General features: G+C 61.4%; 21 protein-coding genes. 12 read left to right on the plus strand and 9 right to left on the minus strand.

Going from position 1 to position 22,173, the window contains the following annotated elements; all coding sequences use genetic code 11:
- Positions 1–6: 6 nt before the first annotated feature.
- The 8 genes from BFQ01_RS27010 (at position 7) to BFQ01_RS27045 (ending at position 9,616) form a co-directional block, all read left to right on the plus strand.
- Positions 7–1,329, plus strand: a complete 1,323-nt coding sequence (locus tag BFQ01_RS27010) for an amidohydrolase (protein WP_065927659.1) — start codon at positions 7–9, stop codon at positions 1,327–1,329.
- A 128-nt stretch (positions 1,330–1,457) separates the two neighbouring features.
- Entirely contained in the window at positions 1,458–2,378 is a 921-nt protein-coding gene (locus BFQ01_RS27015) for an ABC transporter substrate-binding protein (protein WP_065927660.1), read from the plus strand.
- Complete coding sequence (locus tag BFQ01_RS27020) at positions 2,375–3,487, plus strand: phosphotransferase (protein WP_065927661.1); 1,113 nt, start codon at positions 2,375–2,377, stop codon at positions 3,485–3,487. Before BFQ01_RS27015 ends, BFQ01_RS27020 begins: the two co-directional genes overlap by 4 nt.
- Positions 3,484–4,356, plus strand: a complete 873-nt coding sequence (locus BFQ01_RS27025) for a sulfurtransferase (protein ID WP_065927662.1) — start codon at positions 3,484–3,486, stop codon at positions 4,354–4,356. Before BFQ01_RS27020 ends, BFQ01_RS27025 begins: the two co-directional genes overlap by 4 nt.
- A 127-nt stretch (positions 4,357–4,483) precedes the next feature.
- The gene (locus BFQ01_RS27030) at positions 4,484–6,631 is read left to right on the plus strand and encodes a TonB-dependent siderophore receptor (protein WP_065927663.1); all 2,148 of its coding nucleotides are present in this window, start codon (positions 4,484–4,486) and stop codon (positions 6,629–6,631) included.
- An 87-nt stretch (positions 6,632–6,718) separates the two neighbouring features.
- Positions 6,719–7,312 carry a nicotinamide riboside transporter PnuC gene (gene pnuC, locus BFQ01_RS27035; RefSeq protein ID WP_065927664.1) on the plus strand — a complete coding sequence of 198 codons (594 nt, stop codon included), beginning with the start codon at positions 6,719–6,721 and terminating at the stop codon, positions 7,310–7,312.
- Between the two features lie 115 nt (positions 7,313–7,427).
- The gene (locus tag BFQ01_RS27040) at positions 7,428–8,801 is read left to right on the plus strand and encodes an LLM class flavin-dependent oxidoreductase (RefSeq protein ID WP_065927665.1); all 1,374 of its coding nucleotides are present in this window, start codon (positions 7,428–7,430) and stop codon (positions 8,799–8,801) included.
- 80 nt (positions 8,802–8,881) lie between these two features.
- Positions 8,882–9,616, plus strand: coding sequence for a UTRA domain-containing protein (locus BFQ01_RS27045; protein WP_027603366.1), 735 nt, complete (start codon positions 8,882–8,884; stop codon positions 9,614–9,616).
- Between the two features lie 68 nt (positions 9,617–9,684).
- Here the strand turns inward: BFQ01_RS27045 and BFQ01_RS27050 are convergent, their stop codons facing one another.
- Positions 9,685–10,869: an MFS transporter gene (locus BFQ01_RS27050; RefSeq protein WP_065927666.1), complete on the minus strand. Its 1,185-nt coding sequence runs from the start codon at positions 10,867–10,869 to the stop codon at positions 9,685–9,687.
- A 305-nt stretch (positions 10,870–11,174) separates the two neighbouring features.
- Here BFQ01_RS27050 and BFQ01_RS27055 point away from each other — a divergent pair, with 305 nt between their 5' ends.
- From BFQ01_RS27055 to BFQ01_RS27065, 3 genes are all read left to right on the plus strand, one after another.
- A complete protein-coding gene (locus BFQ01_RS27055) occupies positions 11,175–11,465 on the plus strand; it encodes a type II toxin-antitoxin system ParD family antitoxin (protein WP_065927667.1) in 291 nt (96 codons plus the stop codon).
- 2 nt (positions 11,466–11,467) lie between these two features.
- The gene (locus tag BFQ01_RS27060) at positions 11,468–11,824 is read left to right on the plus strand and encodes a type II toxin-antitoxin system RelE/ParE family toxin (protein WP_065927668.1); all 357 of its coding nucleotides are present in this window, start codon (positions 11,468–11,470) and stop codon (positions 11,822–11,824) included.
- 437 nt (positions 11,825–12,261) lie between these two features.
- Complete coding sequence (locus tag BFQ01_RS27065) at positions 12,262–12,483, plus strand: hypothetical protein (RefSeq protein ID WP_235865585.1); 222 nt, start codon at positions 12,262–12,264, stop codon at positions 12,481–12,483.
- A gap of 270 nt (positions 12,484–12,753) precedes the next feature.
- Here BFQ01_RS27065 and BFQ01_RS27070 read toward each other — a convergent pair whose 3' ends face one another.
- The 5 genes from BFQ01_RS27070 to BFQ01_RS27090 form a co-directional block, all read right to left on the minus strand.
- Positions 12,754–13,536 carry a hypothetical protein gene (locus BFQ01_RS27070; protein ID WP_065927669.1) on the minus strand — a complete coding sequence of 261 codons (783 nt, stop codon included), beginning with the start codon at positions 13,534–13,536 and terminating at the stop codon, positions 12,754–12,756.
- An 80-nt stretch (positions 13,537–13,616) separates the two neighbouring features.
- The gene (locus BFQ01_RS27075) at positions 13,617–13,916 is read right to left on the minus strand and encodes a hypothetical protein (protein ID WP_065927670.1); all 300 of its coding nucleotides are present in this window, start codon (positions 13,914–13,916) and stop codon (positions 13,617–13,619) included.
- Between the two features lie 124 nt (positions 13,917–14,040).
- Entirely contained in the window at positions 14,041–15,693 is a 1,653-nt protein-coding gene (locus tag BFQ01_RS27080; protein ID WP_083244948.1) for a N,N-dimethylformamidase beta subunit family domain-containing protein, read from the minus strand.
- Positions 15,690–17,039 (minus strand): MFS transporter, encoded by a 1,350-nt coding sequence (locus tag BFQ01_RS27085; RefSeq protein ID WP_065927671.1) that lies wholly within the window; start codon positions 17,037–17,039, stop codon positions 15,690–15,692. Before BFQ01_RS27085 ends, BFQ01_RS27080 begins: the two co-directional genes overlap by 4 nt.
- Positions 17,040–17,088: 49 nt before the next feature.
- Positions 17,089–18,339 (minus strand): MFS transporter, encoded by a 1,251-nt coding sequence (locus tag BFQ01_RS27090; RefSeq protein WP_065927672.1) that lies wholly within the window; start codon positions 18,337–18,339, stop codon positions 17,089–17,091.
- Positions 18,340–18,441: 102 nt separating this feature from the next.
- On the opposite strand from BFQ01_RS27090, the gene BFQ01_RS27095 reads away from it, so the two are divergent.
- Entirely contained in the window at positions 18,442–19,410 is a 969-nt protein-coding gene (locus BFQ01_RS27095) for an AraC family transcriptional regulator (protein ID WP_065927673.1), read from the plus strand.
- Between the two features lie 37 nt (positions 19,411–19,447).
- On the opposite strand, the gene BFQ01_RS27100 is transcribed toward BFQ01_RS27095, so the two are convergent.
- The 3 genes from BFQ01_RS27100 to gcvA form a co-directional block, all read right to left on the minus strand.
- The gene (locus BFQ01_RS27100) at positions 19,448–20,209 is read right to left on the minus strand and encodes an SDR family oxidoreductase (RefSeq protein WP_065927674.1); all 762 of its coding nucleotides are present in this window, start codon (positions 20,207–20,209) and stop codon (positions 19,448–19,450) included.
- A gap of 29 nt (positions 20,210–20,238) precedes the next feature.
- Positions 20,239–21,066, minus strand: coding sequence for a DMT family transporter (locus tag BFQ01_RS27105; protein WP_065927675.1), 828 nt, complete (start codon positions 21,064–21,066; stop codon positions 20,239–20,241).
- A gap of 74 nt (positions 21,067–21,140) precedes the next feature.
- Positions 21,141–22,046: a transcriptional regulator GcvA gene (gene gcvA, locus BFQ01_RS27110; RefSeq protein ID WP_065927676.1), complete on the minus strand. Its 906-nt coding sequence runs from the start codon at positions 22,044–22,046 to the stop codon at positions 21,141–21,143.
- Positions 22,047–22,173 lie beyond the last annotated feature (127 nt).

Genomic DNA, 22,173 nt, shown 5'->3' on the forward strand with positions numbered 1-22,173 from the left:
CTGGATATGTTGAAGCTACCGATTTCCCTGCTGCTGCTGTCCGGCTCCGTGTCGGCCGCCGAGCCTTGGGACGACCTGGACGCGCAGATCAGCCAGGCATTGCCCGGCGTGATAGAGCTGCGCCACGCGATTCACCAACAACCCGAGCTGGGCAATCGCGAGTTCCACACCGCCGAGCGCATCGCCCAACGCCTACGGGAACTGGGGCTGGAGGTGCAGACCGGCATCGCGCATACCGGTGTCATTGACATTTTGCGTGGTGGCAAACCTGGCCCGGTGGTCGCGATTCGCGCCGAACTGGACGCGCTACCGCTCACCGAGGAAACCGGTCTGCCGTTCGCGTCGACAGTGCGCAGCAAAGATGAAGGCGCTGACTTTCGCAGCCGTGGCAAGGACGTCGGGGTGATGCACGCTTGCGGTCACGATGCGCATATGGCGATGGCGCTAGGGGTTGCCGAGGTGTTGGCGGCCCATCGCGAGCAGTTGCCGGGCACCCTCAAGCTGATCTTCCAACCGGCCGAAGAAGGGCCGCCGCTCGGTGAACAAGGCGGCGCGCAATTGATGATCAAGGACGGCGCGCTGCAAAATCCCGCGCCGGCGGTGATCTTCGGCATCCACGTAACTGCGGGTACGGCGGGGACTTTCACGCTCAGCCGGCAACGCACCACGGCGGCAGCCGACACCTTTGTCGCGCGCATCATCGGCCGCCAGACCCATGCGGCCTTCCCGTGGACCGGCATCGACCCTGTGCCCGTCGCCGCCCAGGTGATCCTGGCCTGGCAGACCATTCCCAGTCGCCAATCCAACCTCAGCCTGTTTCCGGCGCCGGTGATTTCCGTGGGCCGTATCGAAGCCGGTGACCGCCACAACATCATCCCCGCCGAAGTGCGCCTGGAAGGTTCGATTCGCACCGTCAGCGATGAACAGCGTGAGGACGTGTTGCAGCGCATGACTCGCACCGCCGAGCACATCGCCGAAGCCTCGGGAGCCACCGCCAAGGTGGACTACCTGCCGGGGAGTTACCGCGCCGGCTACAACAACACTGCGTTGGTTGACCAGTTGATGCCGGTGCTGCAACAGGTGTCGACCACACCGGTGCGGATCGACAATGGCACTTACGGTGCCGATGACTTCGCCGAATACGCCCGCCAGGTTCCAGGGATTTTCATGCGTATGGGCGTGACACCGCCTGCGCTGGAGGGCAAAAACGTATGGCCTACCCATTCGCCGGGCTTCCAGGTGGATGATCCGAGCCTGGCGGTGGGGATCCGGGCACTGAGTCGGATGACGTTGAGCTACATGATTGACGCTCCTCGGTTGTCGCCCTAGGGTCCAGAACGTCGTATTCAGACCGCGCGCTGCGGTTATATCCATAGCAACAAAGGATATTGGTATATACCAGATCACTCCCTTATAAATCGCTTCCATCAAAAGACGTTGGACTGGAGTGGCAAGCGATGGTGTCGGTAAAGGTAATGCTCGAGTACTTCCATCCCTGGCCGAATTCGGCGGGTTTGTACCTGGCGCGGGAGCGCGGCTGGTATGAAGAGCTGGGCCTGGATGTGGAATTGGTGGTGCACGACCCCTACCGTGGCGACACCCTGCAGCACCTGCTGGCGGGTGCGGCGGATTTTGGCGTATTTCCCAGCAACCGCCTGCTGGTGCGCCGTGCCTTGGGCCAACCGTTGCAAGGCATCGCGGCGATCAACCATGCGGGCCTGGAGTCGATCCAGACCCTCACCGATTCGGGCATCCGTCGCCCGCGAGACCTGGTCGGCAAGCGCCTGGCCCTCAACCCGACACCACGTGGCCTGGCCATGGTGCGCCACTTGGTGAGCCGCGACGGAGGTGACTTCGACGCGGTGATCCTGGTGGACAGCGGTGTGCGCGAACTGCGCCCCGAGCAGCTCGCCGAAGGTATCGCCGACGCCAGTTTTGGCGGTTACTGGGCCTGGGAAGCGTTGATGCACAGTCCCATCGAAGCGGCGCGGCGCGTGGTGTTGCCGGTGGACGACATCGGCGCACCGGCCTATCACAGCTACCTGCTCGGCACCCACGAACGCACCCTCGCCGACAAACCTGAAGTGGTGCGTGACTTCCTCGCGGCCACCGCCCGCGGTTACCTGGCCGTGGCGCAGGATCCGGCGATTGCCCTCGCCGCCTACGAACACACCACGCCGTATTTCCCGGCCGAATTGCTAAGTGCCTCGCTGCATAAAATCGCCCCGACCTGGCTGCATGAAGGCCGCTGGGGTGAGCAACGCCAGGCGCTGCTGGCACCCTACGCCGAATGGCTGCACGAGCATGCGGTGCTCGACGATCCGCAGGTGTGGCAAGGCGCAACCAGCAACGCTTATCTGCCCGAGTTGAGCGCATGAACCCCCAACGCACCGCTCACGGCCTGGGGCTGGAGCCGGTTGCCGCCGACTGGCCGGCCCTGCACGAAACCGACATCGCACACCTGCTGCGGGAGTACCCGCAACTGGGTCCGCTGCATAGACTGCATTGGCATAGCCCACGGCCGTTTTCCGCCGCCGGATTGATCACCACCGGTAACGCGACGCTGTTCGTCAAACGACATCACCAACGGGTGCGCCAAGCCGCGTGGCTGCAAGAAGAACATCAACTGATCGCCCACCTGCATCGTCGGGGCGCCCCGGTGGCGGCGGTAGTGCCGAATCGACATGGCGCGACGGCCACGGTGCAAGGTGAGTGGACCTATGAAGTGCACCACGTTGCCGAGGGCCTGGACCTGTACCGCGATGCGCTGTCGTGGTCGCCGTTCCAGAATCTTCAGCATGCCTTCGCCGCCGGCCAGGCGTTGGCCCGTTTGCATCAGGCCGCCGAACACCACGACGCGCCCCGACGCCAGACCCATGTGCTTCTGGCCAACGCACGGCTGATCGAACAGTCTGCGCCCCTGGAAGCCATCGCCAACATCGCCAGCCCTTACCTGGCAGGCAAGGATTGGCGAGCCCAACTCAGCGAACTGTTGTTGCCGTGGCACAACGCGTTGCACCCGTTGCTACGTGAACAACCACCGTTGTGGACTCACAACGACTGGCACGCCTCCAACCTGTTATGGAATGCTGACGGTAGCGTTTCGAGCGTGCTGGATTTCGGCCTGGCCGACCGCACCTTCGCCCTCTTCGACCTGGCCACGGCCATCGAACGCAACGCCGTACCGTGGCTGGAACTGGACACTGGCGGTGCGGCTCGCGCCGATCTCGACAGCGTCGATGCCCTGCTTACCGGTTATCACCAGGTGCGCCCACTGGGCGCGAAGGATTTACATACCCTCAGCGCCTTGCTGCCGTTGGTGCATGTAGATTTCGCGCTGTCCGAAGTGACGTATTACCAGGATGTGGTGGGCTCCACGGCCAGTGCAGATGTGGCGTACTACACCTATCTGCTGGGCCATTTGCGCTGGTTTGCCGGGCTGCAAGGGCAACGTCTGCTCGGCCATATCCGACGGAAAACCGTATGAGTATTCTGGTTGATCGCCAATGGCTGCAGGCGCATCTGGACGACCCTGGAGTAGTGGTGCTGGATGCCACCGTCGTGCTGCCCTCACCCGAGTTCGATGGCGATTACCGCGTCGATAGCGGTTACGACGGCTGGTTGCAGGCACATATCCCAGGCTCGCGGCATGCCGACCTCTTGACTGAACTGGCGGACACCCAGGCCAGTTTCAGCTTTGCCCTGCCGCGCCCCGAGGCACTGGTGAACGCCCTGGCAAACCTTGGCGCAGGCGAGGAAAAAGCCGTGGTCATCTATGACAGTGCCGACGGCTTCTGGGCCGCACGGTTGTGGTGGATGCTGCGTGGAGCAGGTATCGACGCCAGGGTGCTGGATGGCGGTTTCAACGCCTGGCGTGAAGCCGGTCTGCCAGAACACAGCGGCCCTGCCAAGCCGATAACGCCTGTGCACCCCTGGTCAATCAACCCACGCCCAGAGCTGTGGATTGACCGCGACGGCGTAGAAGCAATCGTCGCTGGCAACGCACCGGGACAACTGATCTGCGCCCTCGGCGCGGCCCTTTTTGAAGGTACCGCTGCCACCCGCTACGCCCGACGCGGGCATATCCCCGGCAGCCTTAACCTGCCGGCCCGCCTGCTGTTCGACGCCCACGGCCGCTACCTGCCCAAGGATGCCCTGGCCCTGGCGATTGGCCCCACGCTGCTGCACAGCGAAGGCCCTTTGATCCTGTATTGCGGCGGCGGTATCTCCGCGGCTGCCAACGCGCTGGCCCTGACCCTGCTGGGTCGCCAGGACATCGCGATCTACGACGGCTCCTTGCAGGAATGGGCCGCCGACGCACGTTTACCAATGACTACCGGAGCAGCTCCGGCCTGACGCCACTTTCGGCGAATTCGGCTTTTTCATCACGAACTGGCAACCCGTCCGTTGCGCAGCGCTGGGCCCCTTTGCGCCCGATAAAGGCGTACGGCAATGGCCGGCAGACCTTTGGAGCGCTCTTTATATGGCTACACCTTACCTTCACACGCTGCTCGCCCTGAGCATCACCCTCGCCGCTGCGGCGGCCCATGCCCAGGATGCGACGCTGGACACCGTTACCGTCGTCGGCCAGGAAACCACCGACTATCAGGCAAAAAAAGCCGCCGTGGCCGGCTTCGATAACGCGCCGTTGCTGGACACCCCGGCGTCCGTCGCCGTGATCACCGAAGCGCGCCTGAAAGACCAGCAGGCACGCCTGCTCAGTGAGGTGTTGAAGAATGACGCCTCGGTGGGCGACAGCTATGCGCCGGTCGGCTACTACGAGAATTTCGTGATCCGTGGCTTCGCCCTCAACCCGGCCAGCAGCTACAAGATCAACGGTCGCACCATCACCGGCGAGCAGAACGTGGCGCTGGAGAACAAGCAGCAAGTGGAAGTGCTCAAGGGCCTGGCCGGTTTGCAAAGTGGCGTCTCCGAGCCCGGCGGACTGGTCAACTACGTGAGCAAGCGCCCGGAAAATGTGCGCTCGGTGACGGTGTCGACCAACGAACAGGGCGAGCGTTACCTGGCCACCGACATCGGTGGCTGGCTCGGCACCGAGCAGCAGGTGGGCGTACGCATCAACCTGGCCCACGAAGACATTCGCTCCTACGTCGACCACGCCGACGGCAAGCGCGACTTCGCCTCCTTGGCGCTGGACTGGAACATCAGCCCCAACGCCCTGCTGCAACTCAACGCCGAGTACCAGGACCGCGAGCAGCGCTCGGTGCCGGGCTATCAATTGCTCGGCGGCACCGACGTGCCGCATCACGTTTCGCCCAAGGACCTGCTGGCGTACCAGAGCTGGTCGAACCCGGTGGGCATCCGTTCCCTGAACCTCGACGGGTTGTTCGAATACCGCTTCAACGACGCCTGGAAAGCCAGCTTCAGCGCCTCCCGCAGCCGCGTGGTGATCGACGACTACAGCACCTTCGCCTGGGGTTGCTACGGTGCCGCCAGTTGCGCCAATACCGCTGTGCCCAACCACTTCAGCGCCGAGGGCGACTATGACATCTCCGACTACCGCAGCCCGGACGACACCCGCCGCAACGAAGAGGCCCAGGCTGCGCTCAATGGTCAATTCGACACCGGTTTCCTCAAGCATGACCTGACCTTCGGCACCACCGCGTTCCGTCGCCTGGTGGATCGGCGCACGTCGGTCAACGCGTATATCGGCGAGGGCAATATCTACCAGCCGTCACCGGTACTGGAACCCTACGACGGCCCGCTTGGCCACACCTACCGGCGCCTCGACAGCCGCCAGTACGGTCTGTTCGCCAGCGACCGCATCAGCTTCAACGAGCAGTGGCAAACCATCCTCGGCGGGCGCCAGGTACGCCTCGATGAAGAGACTTACAACCAGGCCGGCGCCACCACTCGGCACACCCAGCGCAGCCTGTTCCTGCCCCAGGTGGCGCTGATCTATAAACCGCGCCCCGACACCTCGCTGTACGCCAGCTACAGCAAGGGCCTGTCCCTGGGTGGCGAGGCCGCGTGGTTCAGCAGCAACGCCGACGAGGTGCTGCCGCCGACCACCTCGCGCCAGCTGGAGGTGGGGGTCAAGCGTGACTTCCAGCGCCTGAGCCTGACTGCGGCGCTGTTCCAGATCACCCAGGATTTGCAATACAACCGACCGAACGACGACGGCACCACCACCTTCGTGCAGCAAGGCAAGCAGAAAAATGTGGGCCTCGAATTGTCCGCCAACGGCCACGTGACGTCCGACCTGCAAGTGTCAGCCAGCGTTGCAGCGATCCGCGCCCGGGTCAGTGGCAGCGGCACCGACGATTACGACGGCCACCAGGCAATCAACGTGCCCAAGCTGCGCGCCAGCCTGCACGGCGACTACAGCATTCCCGGCGTCCCTGGCCTGGCCTTGCTCGGCGGGGTGCAATACAGCGCGAGCAAATACGCCAACCGCGAAGCCACGGTGAAGGTCGACGACTACGCGGTGTTCGATGTCGGCGGTCGCTACAGCACCAAGGTGGGCGATTACGCCACTGTGCTGCGCCTGACTGTCGACAACCTGTTCGACAAACGCTACTGGCGCGATGTGGGTGAATCCGCAGGCGACGGCTACCTGTTCCTGGGTGCGCCGCGCACGGCGCGGTTGTCGGCCACCGTCAATTTTTGAGGCAGGGCGTTACCCTAGCCGACCAACGCAAGCGCCAGCTCAAGCAACAGGCGTTGCACCTGGAAAATTGGTTTTTGAGAGAACCCTATGTCGCCACTCGAAATCGTCGCCGTACTCTTCAACATCGCCGGGGTCTGGCTCACCGCACAACGGGTGCGCTGGTGCTGGCCCGTCAGCGTGGTCGCGGTGTTGTTGTATGCCTGGATCTTCTTCGATGTGAAGCTGTATTCGGACATGCTCCTGCAACTGGTCTTTGCCGTGCTGCAAGGCTATGGATGGTGGCGCTGGAGCACCGGCCGCGTTAACGCCGGCAAGGTGCGGGTGGAACGCCTGCCGCTTCAGGAAGCGTGGCGGCACGTGCTCGCGGGCATGATCGGAGCCGTGGCTCTGGGTACGGTGATGCACCACTTCACCGACGCCGCCCTGCCCTGGCTTGATTCGCTGCTCACTGCCTTCAGCCTGGTCGCCAGCCTATGGGCGGCGCGCAAGTACGTGGTCAGTTGGTGGCTGTGGATCGTGCTGGACGCGGCCTATGTGGGCTTGTTCCTGTACAAGGACCTGCAACTGACCGCTGCGCTGTATGCCGGTTTTGTGCTGCTGGCCGCCTACGGTTTGCGTGCCTGGCAACGTGACCTGCAGCAGCAGGAGCATATAACCAAAGTGTCGGTTCACAGCGTTTAATATCATTAAACACAAAGCGTTTATCACGTTTAAATATAAACAAACGCCCGGCTGTTCTTAGGCAGCAGACCCGCCCCCCGCGTGTCCCCCAACCTTTTTGCCCGCAGGAAGCACCATGTCCGATCCCACCCCGCTGTTATTCGGCCTTTATGAACAAGCCAGTGTCGGCTGCGGCGGCGCGCCCAGCCTGTGGACCCACCCGGCGGATGAACGGCTGAATATCAACACCCTCAAATACTGGTCGAACCTGGCCCGCACGGCGGATGAAGCTAACCTGGACCTGATGTTCTTCGGCGATGTGCTGGGCTTTTACGACGTATTTGGCGGCTCTGAAGCGATGGCATTGAAATGGGCCGTCGAAGCCCCCGCCAACGACCCGTTGACGATCATTCCGGCGCTGGTGGCCCTCACCGAAAAACTCGCGTTTGGCGTCACCGTCACCACCAGCTACGAGCACCCGTTCACCCACGCCCGACGCTTCAGTACGCTGGATCATTTGTCCGATGGGCGCATCGGCTGGAACATCGTCACCTCGTACCTGTCCAGCGCCGCGCGCAATTTCGGCCTGGAGCAGATGATCAAGCACGATGACCGCTACGAGCGCGCCGAAGAATTCCTGGAGGTGGTCTACAAGCTCTGGGAAGGCAGCTGGGCGGATGACGCCGTGGTTGCCGACAAACGCTCGCAGACCTACGCCAATGGCGCGCGGGTGCGCCCGATCCAGCACGCGGGTGAACATTACCGCGTCGCCGGCCCGCACCTCAGCTCGCCATCGCCACAGCGCACGCCGTTGCTGATCCAGGCCGGCTGGTCGGCACGGGGCCGGGAGTTCGCGGCCAAGCACGCGGAACTGGTGTTTATCGCCAAGTCCAACCCGCTGGATATCCGCCAGGGTCTTGAAGATATCTGGCGCCAGGCCGAGGCCCGTGGACGTCAGGCGGCCGATGTGAAGTCACTGACCGTGCTGCGTATCGTCACCGCTCCCACCGCCATCGAGGCACAGAAAAAATACGACACCCTGCAAAGCAACTATCACCTGCAAGCACAGTTGGTGAGCTATGCCGGCGACACCGGTATCGACATCAACCGCTACACCGACAACGAAGCGCTGTCGACCCACACCGAAGGCATGACCTCTTACGTGATGCGACCCGATGGCAGCGGCAAACCGTTGACCGCAGGCGAGGTGCGCCAACGCTTTGCAAATGTCACCCGTGGCAGCGACCTGATACTGGTGGGCACCCCGGAGCAAATCGCAGAAAAGATCGAGGAGCACGCACGAATCTCCGGTACCAGCGGCTACATGCTCAACCCGCTGATCAGCCCAGGTTCGTTGAATGACTTCGTCGAACTGGTGATCCCGGCCCTGCAAAAACGCGGGCTGTACCGCACCAACGCGCAAAGCGGCACACTGCGTTCGCGCCTCAGCGCTGATGGCAGCGATCGCCTGCCAAGCTCGGCCCATGGTGCTTCGTTCCGCTTTGCCTGAAGCCTGCGTGGGACCAGGTGACCTGCGCTAACAGGAACGGTAGAGTCCCCCCACGTCATGCCTGCACACGGAACCCCAGGATGCCTTTCGACCCAATTTCCCCGCACTACCAGCGTATCCGCGAACAGATCGCCAACGACATCGCCGCAGGTAGGCCCCAGGCCGACGAGAAATTCCCCTCTGAACGAGACATGATCGAACGCTTCGGCTGCACTCGCGTGACCTTGCGCCAGGCTTTGCAGCAACTGGAGGCCGAGGGCCTGGTATATAGGGAAAATCGCCGGGGCTGGTTTGTCAGCCCGCAGCGCATCCGTTACGACCCGACGCGCATCAGCGGTTTTATGGATTACGTCAGTGCCCAGGGTCGCACACCGCGCACCGAGTGCCTGCACGCCGAACTGCGCCCGGCTGGCCCGTGGCTGGCCAAGCGCATGGGTTTGGCTTCGGTGGACGAACCGGTGTTTTTCCTGCAACGCCGCCGCTGGATCGATCGTCGCCCGGTGCTGCTGGAATTCAACGCGCTGCTCGCCAGTTGGTGCCCAGGCCTGCTGGAAGCCGACCTCAATACCTCGCTGACCCAACTGCTGCGCGAGCGCTTTGCACGAGTGCAATCGCGTTGCGAGCTGGAGATGCACATCGGCACAGTGAATGAAGAACAGGCCGAACTGCTACAACTGTCGCCGGGTTCTACCAGTGTGTACCTGGAGCGTTTGAATTTCGGTGAGGACAACCGGCCGGTGGAATTCGACCAGGAATTCTGGCGCCCGGATGCGTTGTCGATTGTGATGGAGACTCGGTATCCGGGAACTCACTGAGACGTCAACACAGACGCCGCTGACAAGTCCCGTGTAGGGACCAGGTCGTGTGCACGCACAAGCTCTCATCAATCCTGTGCTGCACGTTCATGCATGGGGACTCTGCGCACAATCAACATTGCGATGAACAGCACACCGACTATCCCCACCGAGATCATCAATCCGTGCTCGCTGACATAGGACACTGTGGCGCCCGTGGCAATGGGACCTAATACGCTGCCCAAGGTGTAGAACATCGCAATGGCCGTCATGGCGGTGGACACTTGCTGTTCGCCGACCCGGTCTCCCGCCTCGATCACAGCCAGGGTGTTCATGCCACCAATGGCGCCGCCCCAGAGGAATACGACAATCGTCGCCAGCCAAGGAAGCGGCTGGCTGAACGGAATGGCCAGGGTGCCCAGCAACAGTATCAAGCCGCAGACTAATTGGCCGACTTTGTACGAAGTGCGGTCGGCCATCCAGCCGACCGGCAGTTGCAGGAGGGTGCCGCCAATTCCGAACGTCGATATCAGCAGGGTGGCGGCGGTCAACAGATAACCAGCCGAGAGGCTGTAGCCTGCAAGGAACGATACGGATGAGGTTTCCGAAAAGCCTGCGATAAACGCGCCACACAGTGCCGTTGGAATGATGCTGAACAACTTGCCATGGCGTTTTTCTGCCGGGGTTTGCGGTCGCGTATCGTAGTCCCTGAGGGTTAAGGCCAGCGCGCCGGACAACACCACGATCACGGCACAGGCGTAGTAAGGCGCGGCGCTCCCGACGCCGAATACAACCAACAGCAGCGGGCCGACAGCAATACCCAGGCCCATCAAGGTCTCATGTACGCCGATCGCCCGACCGCGCTCGTCTTTCGAGGCAACCGCGACAATCCACGTATCGCAGGCGATCCAGCGCAGGATCAAGCCGATACCGAGCACGAAGTTCAGCGAAAAAATCAGTGCCAAATGGGTTGTCAGGGTCATACCGATCAGCGCAGCAATCGTCAGCGTTGCGCTGAGAATATTCGTCTTGACCAGCCCCAGATGGGCCAGCAGACGCGGAACCCATTTGTAGAGCAGCAAGATCGCCAACCACGAGGCGCTGACAATCACCCCGATCTTTGCCGGTTCGACCCCTTGCTGCTCAAGCGAAAGCGACAGCAACGGAGTGACTGTACCGATCTGCACGATCTGCGACAGGGCCGAGAGGGTGTTTATCTTGGTGAGCGCAAACCAGCGTTGCTTGTCAGTGTACTCAATACTCGGATCTTCCATTCGTGAGCGACCTTGGTTGGACAGCGGTGAAGTGTTCGAACTGCCACGAGCAACGTTCACCTTCAGGCTTGTGAAGCAAGGCATAGATGATGTTTGAGTACACGCCGGCGGCCACTTGCAGACTGGTGGCCGTGTTGAATGGGGCAATCTGCCGCGCCTCGTCGAGACTAACGAACGAAACGTCCCAATAGGCCCCCATACGAACCAGTTTGTCAGATATAAACCTTAAACCATGTGTCCGAAAGTAAAATGGCATAATATGCCAATGCTCGAAAGATTCTGTTTGCCGAAAGCTGGAGCTCATTATGGCGACGCGAAACGTTGTGCTCACCCCTCACCAGGAACAGGTTATCCAGGACCTGGTGCAGTCCGGCCGTTATCAGAATGCCAGCGAAGTGATGCGAGAAGGTTTGCGGCTATTGGAGCAACGCGTCGCCGAAGATACCGCCAAAATTGAGGCCCTGCGTCAGGCGACCTCTATCGGCATCATGGACCTTGAGCAAGGGCGCTTTACTCAGTTGAACGAAGGGGATCTGGAGCACTACCTCGAGGGCTTGAGCCTGGAGGCAACCCTCCCCGCGCGCGAGAAACACTGAGCATGCCGCAGTATCGGATTTCCAACGCGGCGCGCGCCGACATTGTCGACATCCTCAGGCTCTCTCAGACGCAATTCGGCGATCAAGCACGCCAGCGGTATCAGGCGCTAATCCTCGCGGCGCTGCAAGCGATCGCCGACACGCCTTATCGCATTGGCAGCTACGAACGCGATGAGCTGGCACCGGGCCTTCGCAGCTATCACCTCATTTATTCACGCCAGCAAGCCAAACAGCCCCATGGGGCGGTCAAAAGCCCACGCCATATCGTGTTTTATCGTGTAGCAAATAAGGAGGTGATCGAGGTCGTCCGACTCCTTCATGACGCCATGGACGTGCAGTTGCACTTGCCTGATGACTGATCAGCGATCCGAGACACAGACATGACTGGCCAGGAACAACGAAGTTGAGACGCTCCCTCTGGCCCGCCCCACTCTGCCAGCCAACTTATTTCAGGACAGGTGCTGAAAGATAGCCCGGGCAACTTCGAATAAGGATATCGACTCATCGAACCACCAAGGATTTGCCGGATTCGGATTGGTCATCCGGTATACGGGGGTGCACTGAATGCCAGCCATGGCCACCGAGGTTCGCGTCAGAAATCGCAAATCGCGATCGCTTGCACACTCAGCGCAACTGGGGGCATGACTGGGGGCATAAATCGATTTTTTCAAGCTGAAAGTACTGTCCTAGAGCCCAGTCAAAATGTTTTTTGGGGACCCCGAGAGTTTGTAAAAAAACTCTACCAGGCTCTATAAACGGATATAAAACATTATGAACCCGACAAGCACGCTGCGACGTGGTCAACCACATCGCCCCGCTCAAGGCCAAGACCGCCAACTTCGAGGCACAGTTGCTCAATGAAGAGCGCACCTTCGAGTATGTCGCCAAGCAATGGCTAGCATTTAAGTCTGCCGAACGGGTGACCAAATCCATTACAGGGTCTAGTGGTGCGCTGAGTAACCTTATCTTGCCTGCTATCGGCAATAAACTGCATCGACACCTTGAACTCGACATTTAATACCTGGCGCAGCAGCCCAAAACCCCTCCGGCCTGCGACCACATACGCTTTGGGCCAAAACTCGTCGATAGGCCCCCTGCATCACGCGGCTAGGCCGGGAAACATCTGACTAGCCAGTGCCCACGCAGCTGCTCCGGATCTGTCGACGTGCGCCCTGACTGATAAATTGAATCCCACGCAAGGGAGCAAGTTGGAAATACCAGTCAACTCGCCAGGCGTGGCCATTTTGCAGCAATGCAAACTAAGGCCAAGTACGTGCCACGATCGCGGTCATTCCACATAACGCAGCCAAAGATGGGTCCGACCGGAGATCGCCTGGGCGACTGCGAGGTGGCGTGCTTGCAGGTATTCATCGCTAGTGTTGTAGAGCGCACAAATGTCTTTGGCAACCAGATTAGCCAGGGCCAGGTCAGGCGGCTCAGCACGAATGAAGCCGATGTAAGAGGCACCTACTCCCATCAGTTCATAACCATGCGCCAGTAAAAAATGATGCGCCACCGCAAAGTTCTTTGCAGGATCAAGATCTGAAGTGAAATAGCCGTTCGGAAAAGCCGCCAGTGCCTCGCACGACTGCTGAACGGGTACCAAGAGCGCTGAAAGGGGCTGATCTAGAAGAGAGACAGGGTCGTTCTGGTAAGCGATCCACTCCTGTAGGGCCTGCTCATCAAGCGTCAAGCCATGGGCGCAAGCATCTTCGAAAGAGGTGAATGCAACCAGGTTCATGAAATTGCGAAAGCACATTGCAAATTCCGCTTTCGTTGTCGGATAGCCAATGTATTCACCATTCTCAAAGCATTCCGGCGGTAACGCCGCGATGTCCTGCTCCGATGCATCGTCCATTCCTGAATTGTTGCGCGCATGCCCCGAGGTGTAGCGGGCTTGGTGCAAGTCATCGAGCGAGAACAGAGGTTTAAAGCCTGGGTGCAACTCAGCAATCCTACGATGGGCTTCAGCCAGATCGTCAAAGCGGGTAATCCCGCTTACGCCGTACTCATCGCATGTACCTACAGACGGGTTCTCACGCATGCCATTACCGCGAAATTCGATATCCATAAACAGTGGTCTGCTCCGTCTTGTTACTGAAATAAGTGGGTAATCCCAAGTACCTCTCTGCCTGCCCAATACTCCTTTTACTATTGATGAGAGTCCGCCTCCTCAGCGGGATAAAACTCGCCAGCCTTCCCACTCTTTTTCAGCCGTTCGCGCACCATTATCTCAACCCGGGCCACTGCGGCTTGATCATCAGGATTGACCAACTGCACGCACAGGCGTCGGACATTCTGATCGTGGGTGCCCTCGCTCATCATCTCGTGAGTGAAGACCTGCTCGCCACGCCATAGGCACAGTTGGGCATGAGTTGCGCCGAGCCATATCTCGTTGATTGATCCAAGGTCGGTAGTATCCAATTGATCCACGGTGATGGTCTTATCCATGGCGCTATACCTTACCAAATGAGTAGGTATAGATAGACTGACAGGCATTGACGGTCGTTCCAAACATCGGCAGGTCAACGGCGCCAACGGTGGTTAAGCACGCGGCGGACCTAGCTCTCAATAGTTACGTATTGCGCAAGAAACGCTCAAGCACATTTTTTGTGATCATCACCGTGTAAATGTCCGCCTGCATGAGCCCATGCACCCATTCGCACGTGGCGGCGGTAAACACCTCGCCTCGACCTTTGTGGAAGTGCACCACCATGCCGGCCCCGCGGCTATGCAAATCGATGCTGGCGTCGCTGAGGTCGGGCGCCAGGATGGAAGCACGAAACCGTGCATCGCCATCGCCGAGCATGAATGAATAGGCATCCTCGGACCGACCATGCTCGGCATTGGTCGCCCAGCCCATGGCGAGAATTTGCAATCCGCAGGGCGCCCCGTCTGTGTAGAGCGGTTCCGGGAGGCCGTCGACGAAGGTGTATTCCAGGCCATCCACCTCATAGCCGAAGATGTTGGCTTCGTCCGCGAACATATCCGCGTAACCCAGGCCCGTCCCCAGGAACGCCCAGTGCTTGGGCCTGAAGACTGTGTAGCCGCGCGGGCTGCGCGGCGCCATGCCTCCAAAGCTGGCGTAAATCCCTCGCAGAGCATTCACCCCGAACGTCGTTGCCCCGGGGTGATTCACCCTCGGATCTTCCCATGCCCCCGTTAGCCGATGAGGCTCGGTAGCGGCCACAGGATCGAGCGCACCGGCGTCGTACTTGTAGGCCACCTGCCGCCGGCCTTCATCCTCCAGGCGAATCTGCCACATGAAATTGCCGGCGAAGCGCGCGACCTTGCCGCCCTCCTCGACAAAGGCGTCGACATGGTCGCGCATTTCCCGCGTCCAGTACTCGTCGTGCCCGATGAAGACGGCGCAGGCGTAGCCCTCAAGCGCGTGGGGGTCGTGATGCAAATCGTCCTGGGTCACGATATGCACCGTATAACCTTGCTGCTCGGCCCAGACTACAAAAGGTCTCTCGAAGGAAGCCCACCCCGCCAGCGCGTAGTACTTGGCGTAGCCGTTAAGGGAGGCCCATTCGATGAACTCATAGCGCGCCGGCCCTGGCGTGCGGGGCCGGCTCGCGTTGACGCAACGTGGCGCATCGGTCGGCAGCCACACCTGCCCTCGCGCCCAGGGGCGCTGTGCCGACAGCAACGGTGAGCGGCCACGTGGCGTGCCGGGATGAACGCCAAAGTAATGATTGGCTCCGCCCCAGTCGTTATAAGCAGCCCACGTCGAGGTGGCCGCAACGAGCACCAAGGCATCGGCACGCTTGCGCAGCGCCTTGACGATAAACAGATGATGCCCGAGGACGCTGTCGTCGCCGTCCCGCACTTCCACTATGTAGCCACCCTGCTCGGCATCCGCCGGAATTGACCATTGCATGAAGACAGGCCATTGGCAGCCATGCTCATAGGCACGTTCGGGTATGGGGTGGAATCGAGCGTCAAGGCTGTCGGTGGTATGCAGCGTGCGGGCGATGGCGCCATCACGATAGATCCGCAGCCGCACGTGCGGGCGGTTCGACGACAGATACAGGCAAACCGGATCACCCGGGCTATAGGCGCGGCGGTCCGAGTAGCACCAGGCGGCCGCCGGGCCCGACTCGCAAGGAACTTCGACCCAGGTCTCGCGTGCGGCCTGACGTGGGCCCGAAGTCTGGCTGACGGTCACGTTGGCGCCCGGGCGTTCGCCTCGCGCAGCGGCGTTTTTGAGGTCTGTGGAATTCACTGAGTCGTACTCCTTTGATCGGCTGATTCTGCAGCTCGACCAGCCAATGTATTTACGCTGACTCGAGCGCCAGGCGCCTTGATGTGCGCAAGGTCGATGCCCGCTGTTTCGTCGATAAGAAACCCTGCCAGGACGGTGACAACGCCCAACCCGATCACATAGCTGACGTACAGATAGCCAAGGTCGGCGCCGCTGAGATAGTTGTGTAGATAAGGGGCGGTGCCGCCAAAGATCGCCACTGAAACCGACGAGACCAAACCGACGCCCTGGGCCCGTGCCTGGGTCGGCACCTGCTCGGACAGCACAGCAGGGAAAATCGCCGCGATCAGCGACCAGGCGCCCAGCCCCAGCACCTGGGCCAGGAACAGCGTCCAGGGTTCAGTGGTCACCATTATCGAAAGGGGATAGGTCAGCACGATCACGCCCAGACCCCAGGCAATAACCATGGGCCGGCGCCCTACCCGATCGGACACCATCCCGCAGACCGGCAACCAGCACACACAGAGGAGCTGCGCGAGCAGACTGGCCACATAGGCACCCGTGGCGTCCATGCCCTGGGCAATCGCCGTCGAAGCGCCAAACGTGACCCACGCGTAGTAAGTGACATTGGCGGCCGCAGCAAGCATGACGATGTTGCGCGCCACCCGTAGCATCTCCCCCCTGGACAGCTTGCGCGGCGGCCGCGCTTGCCCTTGCTGCTCTACGAACACATGAGATTCCTGCGCACCACGGCGCAAAAACAGCGCGTAAATACCGAGCACTCCACCAATGGCGAAGCCGACCCGCCAGCCGTAGTCACCCATGGCCTGGGCACCCAGCAGCCAGGTCAGCGTCGCCGCCACGGCCGTTGCCGCCATCACCCCGAGCGTCACCCCCACGTAGACGGAACTTGACCATAGGCCACGGTGCTTGCTTGGGGCGATCTCGGCGACATAGGTGTAGGACACCCCTGTCTCGCCACCATGGGCGAGCCCCTGCATCAGCCGGAAAAACAGCAGCGCGCCCGACGCATACAGGCCAATGCTCTGGTAGTCAGGGATAAGCGCGATGCCCAGGCTGCTGATCGCAAGCAGCAGCATGGTGAGCACCATGATGGTCCGGCGCCCCAGTCGGTCGCTCAGCCGGCCAAACAACCAGCCGCCGACAGGGCGTGCGACAAAGCCAACCGCAAACACCGCAAGGGTCGCGAGCATCGCCGAGCGCGCATCGGTCTTGTCGAACAGGTTGCTTGCCAGGTACACCGAAAAGGTGGCGTACAGGGTCCAGTCGAACCATTCGAGCGCATTGCCGATACCGGCTGCGCGCAACGATTTGAGGCGTCCTTGGTGAGACGTCGTATTGTTCATGGGGTATCTCCTGGTGACGAACGGGATCGAAGCGGTTTGGCAAACCGGATCAAAGGTGCAACGCGGGCTTGGGCTGACGTACGCCCTGGGCAGAAGGGACGCGGACACGCAGCGCAATCAGCAGCGCGGCCAGCAGCATCAGTACGGCCGCCGCTACGAATACGCCTGCGCTGCCACCGACGCTGAACACTGCACCGCCAGCGGCAGCGCCCGTGGCGATGGCCGACTGCACAGAGGCCACTACCATCCCTCCGGCACTTTCCGCCTGGTCAGGTACCGCGCTGGCGACCCAGTTCGACCACGCCACCGGCACACCACCAAAGGCCAAGCCCCAGACCGCCAGCAGTAGCGCCTGCCCCGGCACCGAGGCCGGCAACAGCACCAACGCCAGGGCTGCAACGCCGACCAGCGCCGGCATCAACACCAGCGTGGCCAGCGGGTGGCGCTCCAGCAGCCTGCCGGCCAACAGCGTGCCGGCGAAGTTCGCCACGCCAAAACCCAGCAACATCAACGACAGCCCCTGCGGGCCGATGCCAGTCGTCCCTTCAAGGAATGGCCGAACATAAGTGAACATCGCAAAGTGGCCGCTGTGCACCAGCACACAACCGAACATCCCCATGGCGATGCCCGGGCGCTGCAACACCTCGAGCACAGTGCGCAGACGTGCCGGCCGGCGCGGCGCCAGGCGCGGCAGCGTGAACGACTGGAAAGCCAGGGTCACCATGCCTACCGCCGCTGCGGCAAAGAACGCGCTGCGCCAGCCGTACAGCCCGCCAAGATAGCTGCCCAGCGGTACTGCAACGACCGTCCCGACGGCAATGCCACTGAAAATGATCGACAGCGCCCGGGGCAACAACGCACTCGGCACCAAGCGCATCGCCACCGCCGCCGCCATGCTCCAGAACCCGCCAAGGGCAATGCCCAGCAAGATGCGCATCACCAACAGCACCGCGAAGCTGGAGGAAACGGCGACCAACAGATTGGAGGCGACCATCAACGTGGAAAAACCCAGCAGCACCCAGCGTCGGTCGATGCCGCGGGTCAGGCCTGGCACCAGCAAGCCAGCGAACAGCGCAACCACCGCTGTCACCGTCACCGCCTGGCCAGCCAACGCTTCGGACACCCCCAGATCGTTAGCCATCAGCGTCAACAAACTGGCCGGAAGGTACTCAGCGGTCAGTAATCCGAATACGCCCATTGCCAACGAAAATACTGCCATCCACGCGGGCGTCGCAGGCTCTACGTCCGCACCGACGCCGGAATGGCGGTCGGATACGGTGTTACATACACAGTCAGTCATTGCACGGATCTCCCAATCTTCATGGCGAGCCGAAGTCTAGGCGCGGGAAGCTGGATGATCTATGATCAAAAATCTCTCCTTTTTGACTAAAACACCTGAATAATGCCAGCAGATCAATTTGCTCTTTCCTCGGACCTCATCAACGAGCTGTTGCGCGGCATGCGCCTGCGTGGCGTCGAATACCGGCGTATCCAGGCAGGTCCAACCTTTGGTTTGAGCTTCGCGGAAAAACCTGGGCACGCCTGGTTCCACTTCATTGCCGTGGGCAACGCAGTGCTGCGAATGGAGGACGGCAGCACCTACGCTTTATCTGCCGGCAACGCCGTGTTCATTTCCCACGGCGCGGCCCACCAACTGTTTTCCGATCCGGACGCACCTGTTCAAGACATCGACCGCCTGGACGGCGCGCCCTTAGGTGACACCGTCAGCGCGGTGGATACCGGAACCGATGCCAGCCCCACGCCGAGCACTATTTTGTTCAGTGGTTGCATGGAGTTCGAACTAGGCAGTATCCATGGCCTTGGCCGGCTGATGCCGGGACTGATGCTGATTGATGCCGGCGGCCAGCGTTACCCCGGACTGGTGCCGATCCTGACCACCATGGAGCGCGAGGTCAGCGCCGCGCGTATCGGCTTCGCCGGTATCCTCGCGCGGTTGGCCGACGTGGTGGCCGCCATGGTCGTTCGCGGGTGGGTGGAGTGCGCCTGCGGGAATGCCTCTGGCCTGGTCGCCGCCTTGCGCGATCCACGCTTGGCCGGTGCCCTGCTGGCGCTCCATCAACAACCGGGCCGCGACTGGACCGTTGCGCAGCTGGCCGAGCACTGCAATACCTCGCGTTCGGCCTTCGCGGACCGCTTTCAAGTGACGATTGGCATGACCCCGCTGCGCTACGTCACCGAACTGCGAATGCGGCTGGCAAGCCAGTGGCTGACGCTCGAAAGGCTGCCGATTGAAGAGGTGGCGCAGCGCTTGGGCTATACCTCCCAGGCCGCTTTCAGCCGCGCATTCAAGCGCATTACGGGCAAGACACCGGGTTTGAGTCGCAAGGTGAGGCCGCACGCTGTTACGTGAGGCCGAGCGCAGGTAGCCGATGATCCGAGCCTTTGACTCATTTACCCCCCGTTACGTCGAGGAATGTACCGGTAACGAAGGATGCCTCCGCGCTCGCCAGCCATAGAATCGCGCGCGCCACTTCCTCCGGCTGACCGCCCCGCCCCATGGGGATCGAATCCTTGACACGATCCACCCGCCCCGGCTCACCGCCGCTGGCGTGCATGTCGGTATAGATATGTCCGGGGCGAATACAGTTAACGCGTATGCCTTCCCGGGCCACCTCCTTGGCAAACCCGATGGTGAAAGTCTCCAGCGCGCCCTTTGACGCCGCATAGTCGACGTACTCATTGGGGCTGCCGAGGCGTGCCGACGCCGAAGAGACATTGATCACCACCCCGCCTGGGCCGTTGTAGCGGTAAGACATGCGCTTAACCGCCTGCTGGGCACAGAGTATCGGCCCGATGGCATTGACCGCAAAGATGCGCTGCATCCGCTCGAAGCCAAGGTCCTCAAGGCGTGACTGAGGTGCGAGCATCCCGGCGTTATTGACCAGTACGTCGATGCGACCGAACGTGCGGTCGATGGCCGCGAACATATCGGCCACCTGTTGCGGGTCCGCACTGTCGGCCCGCATCGCCAACGCCCGGCGCCCCAATGCTTCTACATCCGCAACCACCGCCAGCGCTGCGGACTGGTTGGCAACGTAGCTGATCGCGACGTCATAACCTCTTTCGGCGGCCAGCCGGGCGGTTGCCGCCCCCACTCCACGACTTCCACCCGTGATTAGAATCAGCGGTGCCTGCGAGACATTGACCATTAAACATTGCTCCTGAGCCGTTGGCTGTATCAGCCGATGATGAGGGTGCCGCTGGCGATCACTACGCATGCCAGTATCCGGCGTGCGGTAAGCGTCTCGCCGAGGAACACATAGCCGATCAACGCCGCAAACAGCACGCTGGTTTCGCGCAATGCGGATACCGCGCCCAGTGGCGCTTCGTTCATGGCGTAAATGACCATTCCATAGGCGAGCAAAGAGACCAGCCCGCCGACCAACGCGGTCACTGTTCCAGGCCGGACGCGGAACAAGCTGCGGGTGTCGCGCAGGCCGATGTAGACCACCGGCATCAGCACGCCCCACAGCGCGCACATCCACACCGTGTAGGCAAGCGGCGCACCGGAGAGCCTGGCGCCGATGCCGTCGACCACGCTGTAGGCCGCGATAAAGCCGCCCGTTCCCAGCGCATAGGGCAGGCTGGGAACCGACAGACTGCGCCCTCTGAAGGCCAGCGAAATAATCCCGCCGGACACCAGCGCAATACCGAGCAACTCGCCAGGCGTGATGCTTTCCCCGGCAAACACGGCGGCACCCAAGGTGATCAGCACCGGCGACGATCCACGTGAAATCGGATAGATCTGCCCCAGGTCGCCGACGCGGTAGCTGCGCACCAGAAACAGGTTGTAGCCCACATGCAGCAACCCCGACAGCACCGCGTAGCCCCAGCTTTCAATCGCGGGGGGCACCATGAACGCTGCGGCGACGACACTGGCGATGGCGATGGCAATGCACATCACCGTCATGGACCACAGCCGGTCGGCGCCGCTACGCAGCAGCGCATTCCAGCTGGCATGCAGCAGCGCGGCGAAAAGCACGAGGAGGATGAGATGAGTAGGCATGCCCCACTGTAGGCAATCCGGCGCCGGGGCTAAAGCGAAGTCTCCTCAGCGCAGCATGAGCGGAAACTCATGACTCACTCATCCGGTCGCTGGACTTTCAGTGCCTCACTGACCAGCCATTGGCGAAAGCTGGCGATGTGCGGCTGGGATTCGATGCCCTTGGGGCAGACGAAGTAGTAAGCAAGCGGCGATGGAAGCGGTACGTCGAACAGCCGCACCAAACGGCCATCGCTGATTTCGTTCTCCACATGCCCGCTGCGCACCAATGCAACGCCCTGGCCGAGCAAAGCCGCCTCGACCGTCATGTTGGTATCGCCAAACCTGACGCTTTCCTGGAGCGGCAAATAGGCCAACCCGACGGCTTGAAACCACACCTCCCACTTTGGCACCAACTCGGCGCCATCCCGAGTCAGGAGCGGGAAATGCAACAAGTCTGCCGGGCTTTGCGGTGTGCCAACGCGCCGCAGCAGTTCGGGACTGGCCACGGGAAATACCTGCTCCCCAAACAGGAACTCCGAATACAGGCCTGGGTAATTGCCCTTGCCGAGCCTGATCGCAACATCAGCCTGGCCGTGCGAGAAGTGGATGATTTTATCCGTGGTGTCCAGCGAGACCAGCAGCTCGGGGTGCTGGCGAGACAGACGCGGCAAGCGTGGCAGCAGCCATTTGAGCGCAAAGGAATAGGTGGTGCTGACGCTGAGCCGAACCCGGCCCTTTTGCTCGCGCAGGTCACCCAAAGTCGCCTCCAGGCTGATGAAAAACTCCCGCACGATGGGCGCCAGCGCAGCCCCCGCTGCCGTGAGGCGTAACGCCTTGCCACGTTCAAACAGCGGCAGCCCCCAAAGCGCCTCAAGGTGCTTGAGCTGGTGGCTGACCGCGCTTTGAGTCACATGCAGTTCCTGTGCGGCTGCAGTAAACGTCGGGTGGCGGGTGGCAACTTCAAAGGCGCGCAAGGTCGCGGTAGGCGGCAGGTCTCTCATCGGGGCAGGATCCAGCGAGTTATAGGAAAAGCACATGCATGAACGTTAGCTCATGCAGCAGCTTACTTCACTGTAACCATTTGAATCCTCGTCCTTGTTCAGTCCGCGCCTACAGAAGCAGCAGCTT

The organism is Pseudomonas sp. 8 R 14, from assembly GCF_900005955.1.
Classification (GTDB): Bacteria; Pseudomonadota; Gammaproteobacteria; order Pseudomonadales; family Pseudomonadaceae; genus Aquipseudomonas; species Aquipseudomonas marginalis.